The following is a 14520-nucleotide window of genomic DNA, read 5'->3' as shown; positions in this document are numbered from 1 at the left end:
CTTTGTCCATAAAGTTACAAATCTACTGCCGTTTTCAACATGGAAGTTGTATATGCCGTGATCGCATTTTCAACATGGATGTTGTTTATTAGAGCAATGCAGGGAGCAATTGCCGAGGATGCGTAGGAATGGTCCTTGGCGATTTGCATTCCTTCTTCCATGAAGTTACAAATCTACTGCCATCCCTGGCGATTTGCATTACTTCTTCCATGAAGTAAAAAACCAGAGCTAGGCTCTGGTTTTTATTGTTTATCGTGAAATATGGTTTAGTAGTACGAGTGTTCACCACGTTGATGTTCGGTCACATCACGAACACCTTTGATTTCACCAGCCATAACTTCAATAAGTTGTTTTTCAACACCGTCTTTAACGGTTAAATCAATTTGGCTACAGCCATTACACCCACCGCCAAACTGTAAAATAGCGTAGCCGTCTTCAGTAACTTCCATTAATTGACAATCACCGCCATGGCCTGCCAGTTGTGGATTAACTTCTGATTGAATAAAGTAGTTAACACGCTCAAACAGTGGAGCATCATTATCTACTTTACGTAACTTGGCATTTGGCGCTTTCAGAGTTAACTGTGAACCCATTTGGTCAGTAACAAAGTCAACTTCAGCATCAACTAAGAACTTTTCACTATCTTTATCAACTAATGCAGCAAAGCCCTTATATTCAATACGAATATCGTCTGGCTCAACAGCTTCAACAGGGCAGTATGAAACACCACATTCAGCTTGCGCAGTACCAGGGTTTACAACAAAAACTCTAATACAAGTGCCTTCTGCTTGTTGCGATAATAACTTAGCGAAATGCTCTTGTGCGGTATCTGAAATCTTAATCATTTTTGTATCCATTAAATTGTTCTACTTTGTTTAGCACGTTAAAAACTTTATAAAAATTGGCAATACCCTACTAAACAACTCAAGTATGTTGCCATAATACTATTCTATGCGCCTAAGAGCCAGTTTTGTCACAATATTTAATCATGTTTAGGCACTTATTTTTGATAATAAATTGCTATTTATTATTATCTATTTTGTTAAGCCCCTAAAAAGACTATAATTTTAAGTCATTAAGTACATTTTCACCTAACATTCTTGGAGCCTTGTGTTGTTCAAATTAATGAAAGCCTTGATACTTTGCAGCATTTCTATAACTGCGCTTGTACAAGCAGAGCCTTTAGATTACTACTTTGGCAATCAAACCAAATATCGCTTAGATATTCCTACTCCTGAGTCCATTTTAAAATTTAATGTTGGCGACCGACATGTGCGCCACGATCAGTTAATGCAGTATTTTGATGCATTAGCAGCATCTAGCGACAATGTTAATGTTACCGATATTGGTTTTACCAATGAACATCGTCGCCAAGTTGTGGCAACAATTAGTAGTAAAGCTAATATCGAGAATTTGGATAAAATTTTAGCTGACCGCAGAGCAACAGGAAAACAAGATCCAGATGCTCCTGTCGTTGTTTGGTTAGGTTACAGTATTCATGGTAATGAAATATCTGGCGCCAATGCCTCAATGCTTGTTGCTTATCAACTAGCAGCGGCTATTTCTAGCGAAATTGATGCCATACTTAATAACGTCATTGTTGTTATTGAGCCAAGTTTAAATCCTGATGGCATGGATTTATTTACCACTTGGGTAAATTCAAACCGTAATCAATCTTTTAATACAGATCCTAATCATCGCACTCATATTCGCCAATGGCCTTCTGGTCGAACGAATCACTTTATGTTTGATTTAAACCGTGATTGGTTACCACTTTCGCAAGTAGAAAGCCAAAACCGAGTGAAGAATTTCCATTACTATAAACCTAACGTATTAGCCGATTTTCATGAAATGGGCAAAGATGGCAATTACTTTTTTCAACCTGGCGTACCTTCACGAAACAACCCAATAACACCAGTAAAAACAATTGAATTAACACAGTTATTTGCCAACTATCACGCCAAGGCCCTCGACTCTGACAATCGCTTATATTACAGCGAAGAAGGGTTTGATGACTTTTATTATGGCAAAGGCTCAACCTACCCTGACATCAATGCTGCCGTGGGTATTTTATTTGAACAAGCCAGCTCTCGAGGATTTGTAACCGACAGTGCTAACGGTGAGCTAACATTTGGTTTTGGCATTAAAAACCATGTTTTAACATCGTTTTCAACCTTGACTGCCGCAAAAGAAAATAAAGTTCAATTGCATGAACATAGAAATGAGTTTTACCAAAGCATCGATAAACTGGTCGCCGATGAAGACTATGCAGGTTATTTATTTAATGAAGAACATGACTCTTATCGCTTAAATACATTTCTTGATTTGTTAAATCAGCATCAAATACAAGCGTACCCGCTAACAAAGACCTATCAAGGTGACCTGCGTAATTACAATCAAGGGACAAGTTATTATGTTCCGTTGAAGCAAAATCAATATCGTTTAATTAAAACCATTTTTGAACGGGTTACGTCTTTTAAAGACAACACCTTTTACGATGTATCCGGTTGGACTTTACCATTGGCTTATAACATTAATGCCGTACAAGTAGAAAGCAGTAGAAGCGTAAAGTTCTCTTCAAGCCCATGGCAACCTGTTGATTCAAAAATTGTTTCACCCACAGCCCCGGCTTACGCCTATGCATTTAAATGGGACAATTATTTAGCACCAAAAATGTTGAATAAATTATTAAACAGCGGCATTAAAGCTAAGGTGGCTACTAAGGCATTTAGTGCTGAAATCGGCCAAAAAGTAGAAACTTTCAATGCTGGTACCATAGTAATATCACAGGGGTTACAACAATCTGATAATTGGTTTGATACGCTAACATCGATTCAAAAGCAAATACCTATTGAACTGACTGCGATTAGCACAGGTTTAACAATTAAAGGTATCGATTTAGGCAGCCCTTCTTTAAAATCATTAGCGCCAGTTAAAGTACTTATGATGGGTGGTCAAGGTGTTACGCCTAATGAAGCTGGACACATGCTTTATTACCTTGATAACACCTTAAACATTCCGGTAAGTATTATTGAAACCAGTCGTTTAGCTAAAATAGACTTATCTGCCTATAGCCACATTATTATGGTGGATGGCGAATATAAAACCATGCCTGAAGGAACCAGTAAAAAATTAAAAGCTTGGCTAGAGCAAGGTGGCAGTATTTATGCGCAAAAACGTGCGTTAAAATATTTAGCGGCTAAAAATTTACTCAATGCCAGTTTTACCAGCAAAAGTGAAATCAACCGACTGTTTGATACGCATGACTTAAGCTATGCAGATAAAAGCTCTTTAGCTGCGCAAAAACTTATTGCCGGCACTATATTTTCCGCTAAACTCGATTTAAGCCACCCGCTTGCTTATGGGTACAGCGAAGATAGCTTACCGGTATTTAAAAATAGTACGGTGATCATTGAACAACCTTCAAAGCCTTTTGTGACAGTTGCCAGATTTACAAATTCACCGTTATTGAGTGGCTATGCTGCACCAGAAATGATCGATAAAGTAAGTGGCAATGCCGCAATTGTTGCTCATAATGTTGGCAGAGGCCGGATAATCGCAAGTAGCAGTAACTTAGTGTTCAGAGGTTACTGGCAAGGTACAGCTAAAATAGTTGCTAATGCGTTGTTTTTCTCAAAGGCATTTAGCGTTAATGGCAAAGAGTAAAAACTACCTGCTCCATACTTAGCTTAACCATTGCCTACTGGGGCATATACCCGTTCCACTTCAAGATGCAGGTTTCAGAGTACTTGAGCGATGCCAATACAAGACGTAGTTATGAAGATATGGTTATTCCCTTTCAAATGACTGCAACGATGTAGTGGGATTGCTCAAGGGCTTCTTCGATGGGCTTAAAAGCAATTTATGCCGCGTTATTAACTTTAACAATGGAACAACCATTCTCTAAACTTAATGCCTTGCCTAAATTGCTTTTAACTCCCACTGAAATCCAGCATCTTGAGGTGGGACGGGTATAGTTAAACAAACACTCAACACGGTAATTTTTTTAACGCCGTGTTGAGTCAATAATTTGCTTATTTCACTTACTGTTGCTCCAGTTGTCACTACATCATCAACGATGCCGACATGTGCAGGGAGTATTTTTGGTTTATCTATCGCAAATGCCCCTTTTAAGTTACGCCTTCGATTAGCACCGCTTTGCCCAACCTGCGAGTCAGTTTTACACTGGCGAATAATCGTAGTTTCATCATAGATACAGCCAAGTTCTTTTGCAGTATGCTTGGCTATCAACGCTGCTTGATTAAATTGCCTTACTTTCAATCGTTGATAATGTATAGGCACCGAAATAAGCAGTTTAGGCAGCTCGTCACAAAGATTAGCTTGCTTTATATGCTGTACCAGCATTTTCGCCAATAAGGGAGCAAGTTCGAAGCGATGTTGATATTTCAACTCACTCACCCAACGAGTATAAGGCCAGCAATAAGGTGCTAGAGCTATTAATTGCTGAAAGTGGATGCAGGGTAAATGTTTACTAATTTTAGGATGGTTTAATAAATTTCCATTCACTCTCGCTAAATTAAAACGGCTAATATCTTGGTAACAAGTACTGCACAACAATGAATATTTATCACTGGGCTGTTTGCATAAATCACAGCAATAGAACTGTGCGACAATATTTTTAATTAAATGAGCAGTGCTACAGTAACTTTTTTGCAGAAAAGCAGATATTTTTGCGTTGTTCATTTCCATTAAAGCCATCCTTTGCTTAAAATTAACTACTTATGATGTAAAAGAAAGTAGTGATAATTAAGCATGGCAGAACAATTGAAATTTAACACCCAAGGTAGTGGTTTTCCGCTGGTTTTTCTTCATGGCTGGGGGCTTAACGGTGCTATTTTTTCACCCATGGTGGAAAAATTGAGTACTCATTATCAAGTAACAACAATCGACTTGCCCGGCTTTGGCCAAAATTCCGATGTACTCTTAGATGATTACTCACTGGAAAATATAACCGCAATGGTTGCTGATTGTATTAACCAACCAGCCATTATCATTGGCTGGTCTCTGGGTGGATTGGTTGCTACTAACATAGCCTTGCACCATCCAGAAAAAGCTCATGCCCTAGTCAGTGTCACCAGCTCTCCTTATTTCATTGAGCAAGCGAACTGGCCGGGAATTAAAGCAGAATTATTATTGGCGTTTCATCAGCAATTAAGCGTTGATGCTCATAAAACTATTGAAGGATTTCTAAAAATTCAAGCGATGGGCTCAGAGCATGTACGTAATGATATAAAGCAAATAAAAGCATTAATAAATGCTTACCCAGAGCCAAATACGGCAACCTTGGACGCCTCCTTATCCTTATTAGAAACCGTTGATTTACGCGCAAAAATACAAGCGTTAACGTTACCGGTATTGCGCATGTATGGACGATTAGACTCCTTAGTACCGAAAGCGATGATCGAACAAATGGATAAACTATTACCTAACAGTGACAGCTATACGTTTCATCGAGCATCACATGCGCCATTCATCTCACACAGCGATGAATTTTTTACGGTGTTAACTGATTGGATAACTGGTAATATAGAGAAAAATTAACAATTACAATAAGCACAATAATGACTTCACCACTTGCCCACCCCTTAACATTACCCTGCGGCACTATTATTAATAATCGCCTTGGTAAAAGCGCGATGACAGAAGGTTTGGCTGACACCTTTGATCGGCCAACCAAGCAACATAATCAACTTTACAAAACTTGGTCACAAGGTGGCACAGGTGTTCATCTAACTGGAAATGTAATGATTGATCATCGCTATTTAGAACGCGCTGGTAACGTTGTTTTAGAAGATGATTCAGCCTTGGATAAATTCAAAGAATGGGCGAAAGCCGGCACCGTTGATGGTAACCATTTATGGATGCAAATCAGCCATCCGGGCCGTCAGTGTCCTAGGCTGGTAAACAGCCAACCGTTATCTCCTTCTGATGTGCAGTTAAAAATGTTGGGCTCTTTTTCTAAACCACGCGCGTTAACCCAGTTAGAAATTGAAGATATTATTCAACGCTTTGCTAATACCGCAAGTTTAGCTAAAGAAGCAGGTTTTACCGGCGTACAAATACACTGTGCTCATGGCTATTTGATCAGCCAATTTTTATCACCAAAAACCAATCAAAGAACCGATAAATGGGGTGGTAGCCTTGAAAACCGAGCTCGCTTTGCTCGATCAATAGTACAAGCGGTGCGTAAAGCTGTAGGTGATGACTTTCCGGTAGCGGTAAAATTAAATTCAGCCGACTTTCAAAAAGGTGGCTTTAGCTTAGAAGACTGTGTGCAAGTTGCAGCTTGGTTAAGTGAAGACAGTATCGATTTACTCGAAATATCTGGTGGTACCTATGAACAGCTAAGTTTGATGGGTGTTGAAGCAACAGAAGTTAGAGAAAGTACTCGCCGCCGTGAAGCCTATTTTCTTGAATATGCACAAGCAATCAAAGCCTCAGCTAATGTACCGTTAATGATCACCGGTGGATTTCGCTCTCGTGCAGTAATGGAACAAGCAATAGCCAGTGGTGAAATTGACATGGTTGGTTTAGCAAGACCACTATGTACGCAACCCAATGTGTCGCAATTATTAATAGAGCAACGCATAGATAGCATTGATGACTTTGAAACTACGTTAAAAATAGGTGATGGATTTTGGGGTAATAACAGCCCTATCGCGTTCATCAAGTCGATGAATACCGTTGGCCAAGTAAGTTTTTACTACCAACAAATAATTCGTTTAGCCAATAACAAACCAGTAGATACATCGTTAAAAGTATTTACATTATTTTGGCAGCACTTGTTTAATGATACTTGTTTAAGTTTACGCCGTAATAAAGCACGTCGTAATAACAGTTAATTTTAATAAATTGAGAGAAAGGAGCGACTAATGGAAGCAACTTGGAAGCAAGAACTGATGAAGTACTTAAGCTATATAGGTGACGACCCAACTATACAAGCTTCTGTTATTATTCTTATTTCTCTCATTTTTGCCTGGATACTTGATAAAGTGATTATCGCCTGGGTAAAAAATTACACTGCAAAAACCAATGCTGAATTAGATGACCAACTGGTCGATTTACTTCATAAACCTTTATTCTATTCAATTTTGGTGATCGGTTTATCCGTAGCCACCAGTATTATAAAACTGCCAGAAGCAATTACTTCAATAATGTTTCCAGTTTTATACACCATTTTGCTGATTTTATGGACCATGTTCCTGCTTAGGATCACCAAAGTAGTTTTGCGAAATATGGCCGCCAATGAAAAACACTTCCAAGTTTTACATAACCAAACGCTGCCGTTATTTGAAAATTTAGCCTTAATATTAATCGTTATACTGTCGGTATTTTACATTTTCTCCTCTTGGGATATCGATATGTCCGCCTGGCTTGCTTCTGCCGGTATCGTCGGTATCGCAGTCGGTTTTGCCGCAAAAGACACTCTAGCTAATCTATTTTCAGGGGTATTTATTATGGCCGATGCGCCATATAAAATTGGCGATTATATTGTGTTAGAAACGGGCGAGCGAGGTGAGGTAACCAATATTGGTTTACGTAGCACGCGTATTTTAACTCGCGATAATATTGAAGTGACCGTACCTAATTCTGTAATGGGTAACACTAAAGTTATTAACGAGTCCGGCGGCCCAAGTACTAAGTATCGAATCAGAGCGAAAGTTGGAGCCGCGTATGGCAGTGATATCGATTTAGTTGAGAAAATTTTAATGGAAGTGGCTAAAGAAGATGCAGATATCTGCTCTTACCCATTGCCTGTTGTTCGGTTTAGAATGTTTGGTGGCTCAAGTTTAGATTTTGAATTAATGGGTTGGATCAGTGAACCGGCATTTAGAGGTCGTATTATTCATCAACTCAATAGTTCTATTTATAGAAAGTTTGCCGAACATAACATTGAAATCCCTTATGCCAAGCAAGACCTTTATATTAAAGAATTTCCTGGAAGAACTTCAGAGCCCACGGCAATAAAACCAGAAAGTGAAAACAACGGGTAATTATGATCACTTGGCCTGCCTTTATAAAACATGATGGTGAAGACGAGCTTATTTATATAAGCTCGTTTAGCGAATGGCAAAGTGATGAAGAAATGTTACTTTATATCTTTACAGAACGAGACGTGTTAATTGACTCTACCGGTAAAGTTTTCTCACTGCCGGTGATACAGAAAAACATTAACAGTGACGATTACCTTGCCATCGCCAGCGTTGAAAATGTGATCGAACTGGTGAAGGCACATGCTTCCATGTCAGGGCAATGCTGTATCGAAAAAATTAATTGCCAGTCAATAAAGCAAGCTGTTGAACTTGTTAAGGATTTAATTGACTAATCAACATAACAAAGCATTAACAAGTTACTAACAAACAAACACAGTATTCTTTTTTCAAATCCCTACAATACAATCACCAATTTTCTCAGGTATCCAATTAGATGAAACTAATCGCTGCGCTATTTTTTACATTTTTATGTGTTGTATTATTTATGGCTAATACTGGCCAGCAAAGTATTGTTATGGATATTAAAAATTCACTGCCTTACGGCGATAAAATTGGCCATTTTTGTATGTATGGCAGCTTAACGTTATTTGCCAACTATGCATTTAAGTTTCGTTATTTCACCGCAAATAAAATGAATCAATACGGTACCGTATTAGTACTATTATTTAGTACCACTGAAGAATTCAGCCAAATATTCATTGCTACCCGTACATTCAGCTTTGCTGATATGGCAGCAAACTTTACCGGCATTACCCTATTTACCCTGCTTTCAATTTACTTGGGCAAGCAAAGTAATCGTTACAATCAACGTTTAATCATCAGCTCTTAACACAACCGAGCTGTTTCCTGAACTTATTACAGTTATAAAAAAAGGGTCAGCGATATTTACCATTGGCTTGGTAAATATCGCTGACCCCTTTTATGGGTTTAAAATTTATGGGCGAGGAATAAAGCCTACTGCATCATAAACTGAAGTAATTACTTTACTGGCCTTCGCAGACGCTTTTTCTGCACCTTCACGCATCACTTTATCAAGGAACGTTTGATCTTCCCGGTACTGATGATACTTGGCTTGGATCGGCTCTAGCATAGCAACAACGGCTTCTGCCACATCTACTTTTAAGTGACCATACATCTTGTCTTCATATTGAGGAACCAGGTTTTCTACCGATTGACCAGTCGCACAAGATAGTAATGATAATAAGTTAGAAACACCCGGCTTTTCAGCAACATCAAAATAGATACGTGCTTGCTCATCAGAATCAGTTTTTGCCGCTTTGATTTTCTTTAAAATCTTCTTAGGATCTTCCAACAAGCCAACAAAGTTTTTCGGGTTATCATCTGACTTTGACATTTTCTTAGTCGGCTCTTGTAAGCTCATTACCCTTGCACCAAATTTAGGAATAAATGGCTCTGGCACTTTAAAAATATCACCATGAATATTGTTAAAACGAGTAGCAATATCTCGAGCAAGTTCAAGATGTTGTTTTTGATCATCGCCTACAGGTACACGGTCTGCTTGGTATAATAAAATATCTGCCGCCATTAATACCGGGTAAGTAAACAAACCACTGTTCATATTAGCTTCTGATTTTTGTGATTTATCTTTGTATTGGGTCATGCGATTAAGCTCACCCATTTGTGTATAACTATTTAATACCCAGCTTAATTGCGAGTGTTCCGGCACATGCGACTGTATAAAAATCGTGCTTTTACTTGGGTCAATACCACATGCTAAATATAACGCTAAACCATCAAGAGTTGCTTTGCGCAATGCTTGTGGATCAGGCCTAACAGTTATCGCATGCTGATCAACCAACATGTAATAACAGTCATGGTCATCTTGCATGTTCACCCACTGTTTCAGAGCACCTAAATAGTTACCAATAGTTAAATCACCTGATGGCTGACAACCACTTAATACAACTGGCTTAGACATGTATATCCTTAAAACTTAAACTGTTAATCTACTTGCGCAAGGTTAGCGCGCATTTGGTCGATTACCGCTTTGTAATCGTTGTTTGAGAAAATGGCAGAGCCGGCAACAAACATATCAGCACCAGCTGCAGCAATCTCTGCAATATTATCTACTTTTACGCCACCGTCAATTTGCAAACGTATATCGCGTCCACTGGCGTTAATTTTTTCTTTAACAAGCTTTAACTTGTCCAGTGTTGACGGGATAAATGATTGACCGCCAAAACCTGGATTAACTGACATTAATAAAATAACGTCCAGTTTATCCATAACAAAGTCCAATACTTGCAGAGGTGTGGCCGGGTTTAATACTAAACCAGCTTTACAACCATGATCTTTAATAAGTTGCAATGTACGGTCTACATGATCACTCGCTTCCGGATGGAAGGTAATAATATCTGCCCCTGCTTTTGCAAATTCAGGTATTAAACTATCAACTGGCTTAACCATTAAATGCACATCAATTGGTGCAGTGATACCGTAGTCTCTTAATGATTTACACACCATAGGACCAAACGTTAAATTAGGCACAAAGTGGTTATCCATAACATCAAAGTGGACAACATCAGCACCGGCGGCTAAAACTTTAGCAACATCATCTCCCAAACGAGCAAAATCGGCTGATAAAATGGATGGTGCAATTAAATAAGAAGACATGCATATAACCTTATATTTCGAATAGGCGTACTTTACCTAATGATGCGCTTAAGTTGAAGTAACATTGCGTAAATATTCAATATTATTTGTGCATAAAAAGTGCACAATGCGCACCACTTTCGAGCAATTGCAATTATTGATAGAAAATTAATTATCCCCAATGTATTTATAAACCTTGAAAAACAGCACTCTACAGCTGTTTTTAACATTTTATTTCAATCAGGCACCGTCCTTGCAAACTTTATTAACAGTTACTTTAAAAACTATTAAAAATAAAATTAAATTAGGGATCTAAAATGAAAAAAGCATTTACTACTTCGCTATTATTAGCAGCAATGACACTTGGCGCTTCAGTATCAACAACAGCAACAGCATTTGAAATCGAAGGATTAAGCGGCAACGCCGGTGTAGTATCACAATACTTTTTCCGTGGAATCGCACAAACAAGTACAGCATCAGCAAGTGCTGGTTTAGACTATGAAAAGGGCAATTTTTCTGTAGGTACTTGGGCGGCAGACGTTGAAGACGGCCTTGAAATTGATTTTTACGGCGCATACGGTTTTGAACTTGATGGTGGTTTAGGTTTAAGTGCTGGTTTCACTTCTTACCAATATACTGGTGATTTTGATTCTGCATACAATGAAGTAAACCTTGGCGTAAGCTATAGCATGTTCTCGTTATCATACAACGTTGGTACTCACGAAGAAGATGATGATTTAGGTATAGAAGAAGCTGATTATGACTTTATCTCTGCGACAGTTGAGTATGAAGGATTTTATGCAACGGTTGGCACTTGGGGTCAAGATTTTGAAGGTGATTATGTTGAATTAGGTTACGGCGCTGAAGTATCTGGTTTTGATCTTGGTGTTGCAGTAATTGTTAACTCTGAAGAGTTAAACGTAGAAGAAGATTTTGCAGACGATGAAGAATCATTAGTATTTAGTATCAGTAAATCTTTCTAATCTACTTAGACAGAGCTAGTATTGAAAGATACTGTAAGCATTAGCCTACAGTATCTTTTTCTCGTTATGAAGCTACAGAAGTGAACAATTCAGCAAACTTATCTAAGCCTTCATTTGCAAGCTCATCACTAATGGTTAATGCCGGCAAGAAACGAATAACGTTACCGTAAAACCCACAAGCAAGAAGAATTAAGCCATTTTCAGCTGCTTTAGCAATAATCGCCTGCGTAAGCTCTGGGTTTGGTTGTTCAAAATCCCCTTCTTTAATTAATTCAATAGCAATCATAGAACCTTGGTTTCTAACCTCACCAATCAAGTTAGGAAACTTTGCTTGTAAGTAAGTTAAGCGTTGATTGAATAAAGTTCCAACTTCTACTGAGCGACTTACTAAATTTTCTTCTTCAATTACATCTAAAACCGCTAATGCTGCCGCACAAGCAACCGGCGAACCACCGTAAGTACCACCTAAACCACCTGGTAAAGGTGCGTCCATAACTTCACTTTTACCAACAACCGCAGCAATAGGAAAACCGCCAGCGATACCTTTAGCCATAGTCATCAAATCAGCCTCTACACCTGCGTGTTCAAAACTGAACATTTTACCCGTACGGCCAAAGCCGGTTTGAATCTCATCAGCAATTAAAACAATGCCGTGTTGATCACAAATGTTACGTAACGCTTGTAAAAACTCCGGAGGAGCGGCATAAAAACCACCTTCACCCTGCACTGGCTCTACAATAATTGCGGCAACATCAGTGGCAGCGATGTCTACTTTAAATAAGTTTTCCAACGCTTTTAATGACGCTTTAACTGAAACATCATGGCAATCAATTGGGAATGGCGCATGAAAAATATCACCTGGAAACGGGCCAAATAAATTCTTATAAGGCAATATTTTCCCGGTTAAGGCCATCGTTAAATTAGTTCGACCATGAAAGCCACCATTGAACGCAATAACACCACGGCGCCCAGTATGTGCCCGAGCGATCTTCACACAGTTCTCAACAGCTTCAGCACCGGTAGAAACAAATATTGCTTTTTTCTCTGACTCGCCAGGTGCGATAGCCGTTAGTTTTTCAGCAAGTTCAACAGCAACTTCATATGGATTTACCATTACACAGGTATGGCTGAATTTATCAATTTGCGCCTTTACTGCAGCTACAACTTTAGGATGACTATGACCCGTATTACAAACAGCAATGCCTGTGCCAAAATCAATATAGCGTTTACCTTCAACATCCCAAACTTCTGAATTCTCAGCACGTTCAACATACACTGGATACATGTTGCCTTGACCACGGGCAATTACTTTAGTCTTTCTATCTTGTAATTGTTGATTATTCATATTCTTACCTATTAAACTTTTTTGTTTCAAATTTGCTATTTAACGATCTATTTGCGGTTAACTTATTTGTCTAAGCCACCCATACATAAATACTTAATTTCCATATAGTCATCTAAGCCGTATTTAGAACCTTCACGGCCATTTCCAGATTGTTTAACACCGCCAAAAGGCGCTGCTGCATTAGAAATAATGCCTTCATTAATGCCTACCATGCCAAACTCTAGCCCTTCAGCAACGCGCCAAACACGACCAATATCACGAGTGTAAAAATACGCCGCTAAGCCATACTCTGTATCATTAGCCATGGCCAGTGCTTCACTTTCATCAGTAAAAGCAATAATTGGTGAAACAGGGCCAAAAATTTCATTACTGGCAATCGGCATATCACTGGTTACGTTCGCTAAAATGGTTGGTTGATAATAATTTTCACCAAGATGATGCCCTTCCCCACCAGTTACCAGTGTTGCGCCGGCTGCAATCGATGCAGTCACTAACTTATCAACATCAGCAACCGCCGAAGATGAAATCATTGGACCAATCGTTACGCCTTGCTCTAAGCCATTACCTATCTGAAGCGCGGCTACAGCTTGACTGAATTTTTCTGTAAATTCGTTCAACACACCTTGCTGTACAAAAATACGATTAGTACATACGCATGTTTGACCGGCATTACGATATTTAGAGGCCATCGCACCTTGTACAGCAGCATCTATATCTGCGTCGTCAAACACAATAAAAGGTGCATTACCGCCGAGTTCCATCGATACTTTTTTAACGGTCGTTGCACATTGTGCAATTAACGTTTTTCCAACTGGGGTAGACCCCGTAAAAGTGAATTTGGCAATATCAGGATGTTGGGTTAATACTTTACCAATACCTCGAGAATCCATACCAACAACGACATTAAACACACCAGCAGGGATCCCTGCTCTTTCAGCCAGTTCGGCCATCGCTAATGCTGACAGTGGCGTTTGTGTTGCTGGGCGTACTACAAAAGTACATCCCGCAGCTAATGCCGCAGCGGCTTTTCGGGCTATCATTGCATTTGGAAAGTTCCATGGCGTTATCGATGCAACAACGCCCACAGGTTGTTTGATCACAACAATACGTTTATCACCAGATGGACCTGGGATTGTATCACCATAAACTCGCTTACCTTCTTCAGCAAACCATTCGATAAAGGCTGCTCCGTAGGCAATCTCACCCTTAGCTTCAGCTAACGGTTTACCTTGTTCCAAGGTTAGAATTCGGCCTAAGTCATCTTGGTGCTGCATCATAAGATTGAACCAGTTACGCATTAACGTAGCTCTTTCATTGGCAGATTTTGCTGACCAAGATTTTAATGCATTTTTGGCTGCACTAACGGCAAGTTCAGTTTCAGCAACGCCCGCATCACTTACATTGGCAACTTCTTCACCGGTGGCCGGGTTAGTCACTGAGAATGACGATTCGCTGCTATGCCAGCTGCCATTGATGTATGAAAAGGGTTTAAGTAAATGCTTGTCTTGTAACTGCTGCATGTTTCTCTCCAACGCAAATTGTTTTATCTATTGAATAACATTTT

The 14520-nt window shown here is 39.2% G+C and carries 13 protein-coding genes; 7 read left to right on the top strand and 6 right to left on the bottom strand.

Features of this window, described 5'->3' with window-relative positions; genetic code table 11:
* Positions 1 to 266: 266 nt before the first annotated feature.
* A complete protein-coding gene (nfuA, locus tag RI845_RS01740) occupies positions 267 to 845 on the bottom strand; it encodes a Fe-S biogenesis protein NfuA (RefSeq protein ID WP_348388042.1) in 579 nt (192 codons plus the stop codon).
* A 265-nt stretch (positions 846 to 1110) separates the two neighbouring features.
* Between nfuA and RI845_RS01735 the strand changes: the two genes are divergently transcribed.
* On the top strand, positions 1111 to 3666 hold the full coding sequence (locus RI845_RS01735; protein WP_348388041.1) for a M14 family zinc carboxypeptidase: 2556 nt from the start codon (positions 1111 to 1113) through the stop codon (positions 3664 to 3666).
* A 255-nt stretch (positions 3667 to 3921) separates the two neighbouring features.
* Here the strand turns inward: RI845_RS01735 and RI845_RS01730 are convergent, their stop codons facing one another.
* Complete coding sequence (locus RI845_RS01730; protein ID WP_348388040.1) at positions 3922 to 4710, bottom strand: ComF family protein; 789 nt, start codon at positions 4708 to 4710, stop codon at positions 3922 to 3924.
* Between the two features lie 63 nt (positions 4711 to 4773).
* On the opposite strand from RI845_RS01730, the gene bioH reads away from it, so the two are divergent.
* The 5 genes from bioH to RI845_RS01705 all read left to right on the top strand — a co-directional run bounded on the left by bioH (position 4774) and on the right by RI845_RS01705 (position 8844).
* Positions 4774 to 5562, top strand: a complete 789-nt coding sequence (gene bioH, locus RI845_RS01725) for a pimeloyl-ACP methyl ester esterase BioH (protein ID WP_348388039.1) — start codon at positions 4774 to 4776, stop codon at positions 5560 to 5562.
* Between the two features lie 20 nt (positions 5563 to 5582).
* Positions 5583 to 6863: an NADH:flavin oxidoreductase/NADH oxidase family protein gene (locus tag RI845_RS01720; protein ID WP_348388038.1), complete on the top strand. Its 1281-nt coding sequence runs from the start codon at positions 5583 to 5585 to the stop codon at positions 6861 to 6863.
* 30 nt (positions 6864 to 6893) lie between these two features.
* Entirely contained in the window at positions 6894 to 8015 is a 1122-nt protein-coding gene (locus tag RI845_RS01715; protein ID WP_348388037.1) for a mechanosensitive ion channel family protein, read from the top strand.
* Positions 8016 to 8017: 2 nt separating this feature from the next.
* Complete coding sequence (locus RI845_RS01710) at positions 8018 to 8347, top strand: DUF4144 family protein (RefSeq protein WP_348388036.1); 330 nt, start codon at positions 8018 to 8020, stop codon at positions 8345 to 8347.
* Positions 8348 to 8448: 101 nt separating this feature from the next.
* Positions 8449 to 8844, top strand: a complete 396-nt coding sequence (locus tag RI845_RS01705; protein ID WP_348388035.1) for a VanZ family protein — start codon at positions 8449 to 8451, stop codon at positions 8842 to 8844.
* Between the two features lie 105 nt (positions 8845 to 8949).
* On the opposite strand, the gene trpS is transcribed toward RI845_RS01705, so the two are convergent.
* Positions 8950 to 9954 (bottom strand): tryptophan--tRNA ligase, encoded by a 1005-nt coding sequence (trpS, locus tag RI845_RS01700; RefSeq protein ID WP_348388034.1) that lies wholly within the window; start codon positions 9952 to 9954, stop codon positions 8950 to 8952.
* A gap of 23 nt (positions 9955 to 9977) precedes the next feature.
* Positions 9978 to 10649: a ribulose-phosphate 3-epimerase gene (gene rpe, locus RI845_RS01695; RefSeq protein WP_348388033.1), complete on the bottom strand. Its 672-nt coding sequence runs from the start codon at positions 10647 to 10649 to the stop codon at positions 9978 to 9980.
* A gap of 296 nt (positions 10650 to 10945) precedes the next feature.
* On the opposite strand from rpe, the gene RI845_RS01690 reads away from it, so the two are divergent.
* Positions 10946 to 11611: a TorF family putative porin gene (locus RI845_RS01690; RefSeq protein WP_348388032.1), complete on the top strand. Its 666-nt coding sequence runs from the start codon at positions 10946 to 10948 to the stop codon at positions 11609 to 11611.
* Between the two features lie 64 nt (positions 11612 to 11675).
* Here the strand turns inward: RI845_RS01690 and gabT are convergent, their stop codons facing one another.
* Positions 11676 to 12956, bottom strand: coding sequence for a 4-aminobutyrate--2-oxoglutarate transaminase (gene gabT, locus RI845_RS01685; protein ID WP_348388031.1), 1281 nt, complete (start codon positions 12954 to 12956; stop codon positions 11676 to 11678).
* Positions 12957 to 13018: 62 nt separating this feature from the next.
* Positions 13019 to 14476, bottom strand: a complete 1458-nt coding sequence (locus RI845_RS01680; protein ID WP_348388030.1) for an NAD-dependent succinate-semialdehyde dehydrogenase — start codon at positions 14474 to 14476, stop codon at positions 13019 to 13021.
* Positions 14477 to 14520 lie beyond the last annotated feature (44 nt).

Source organism: Thalassotalea nanhaiensis, assembly GCF_031583575.1.
GTDB classification, from domain to species: Bacteria; Pseudomonadota; Gammaproteobacteria; order Enterobacterales; family Alteromonadaceae; genus Thalassotalea_A; species Thalassotalea_A nanhaiensis.
Note: the sequence above shows the minus strand (reverse complement) of the source record. Positions and strands in the feature narration are given on the sequence as shown.

Coding starts and splice junctions, on each gene's coding strand:
- nfuA (WP_348388042.1), bottom strand. CDS start 845: ATGATTAAGATTTCAGATACCGCACAAGAGCATTTCGCTAAGTTATTA.
- RI845_RS01730 (WP_348388040.1), bottom strand. CDS start 4,710: ATGGAAATGAACAACGCAAAAATATCTGCTTTTCTGCAAAAAAGTTAC.
- bioH (WP_348388039.1), top strand. CDS start 4,774: ATGGCAGAACAATTGAAATTTAACACCCAAGGTAGTGGTTTTCCGCTG.
- RI845_RS01720 (WP_348388038.1), top strand. CDS start 5,583: ATGACTTCACCACTTGCCCACCCCTTAACATTACCCTGCGGCACTATT.
- RI845_RS01715 (WP_348388037.1), top strand. CDS start 6,894: ATGGAAGCAACTTGGAAGCAAGAACTGATGAAGTACTTAAGCTATATA.
- RI845_RS01710 (WP_348388036.1), top strand. CDS start 8,018: ATGATCACTTGGCCTGCCTTTATAAAACATGATGGTGAAGACGAGCTT.
- RI845_RS01705 (WP_348388035.1), top strand. CDS start 8,449: ATGAAACTAATCGCTGCGCTATTTTTTACATTTTTATGTGTTGTATTA.
- trpS (WP_348388034.1), bottom strand. CDS start 9,954: ATGTCTAAGCCAGTTGTATTAAGTGGTTGTCAGCCATCAGGTGATTTA.
- rpe (WP_348388033.1), bottom strand. CDS start 10,649: ATGTCTTCTTATTTAATTGCACCATCCATTTTATCAGCCGATTTTGCT.
- RI845_RS01690 (WP_348388032.1), top strand. CDS start 10,946: ATGAAAAAAGCATTTACTACTTCGCTATTATTAGCAGCAATGACACTT.
- gabT (WP_348388031.1), bottom strand. CDS start 12,956: ATGAATAATCAACAATTACAAGATAGAAAGACTAAAGTAATTGCCCGT.
- RI845_RS01680 (WP_348388030.1), bottom strand. CDS start 14,476: ATGCAGCAGTTACAAGACAAGCATTTACTTAAACCCTTTTCATACATC.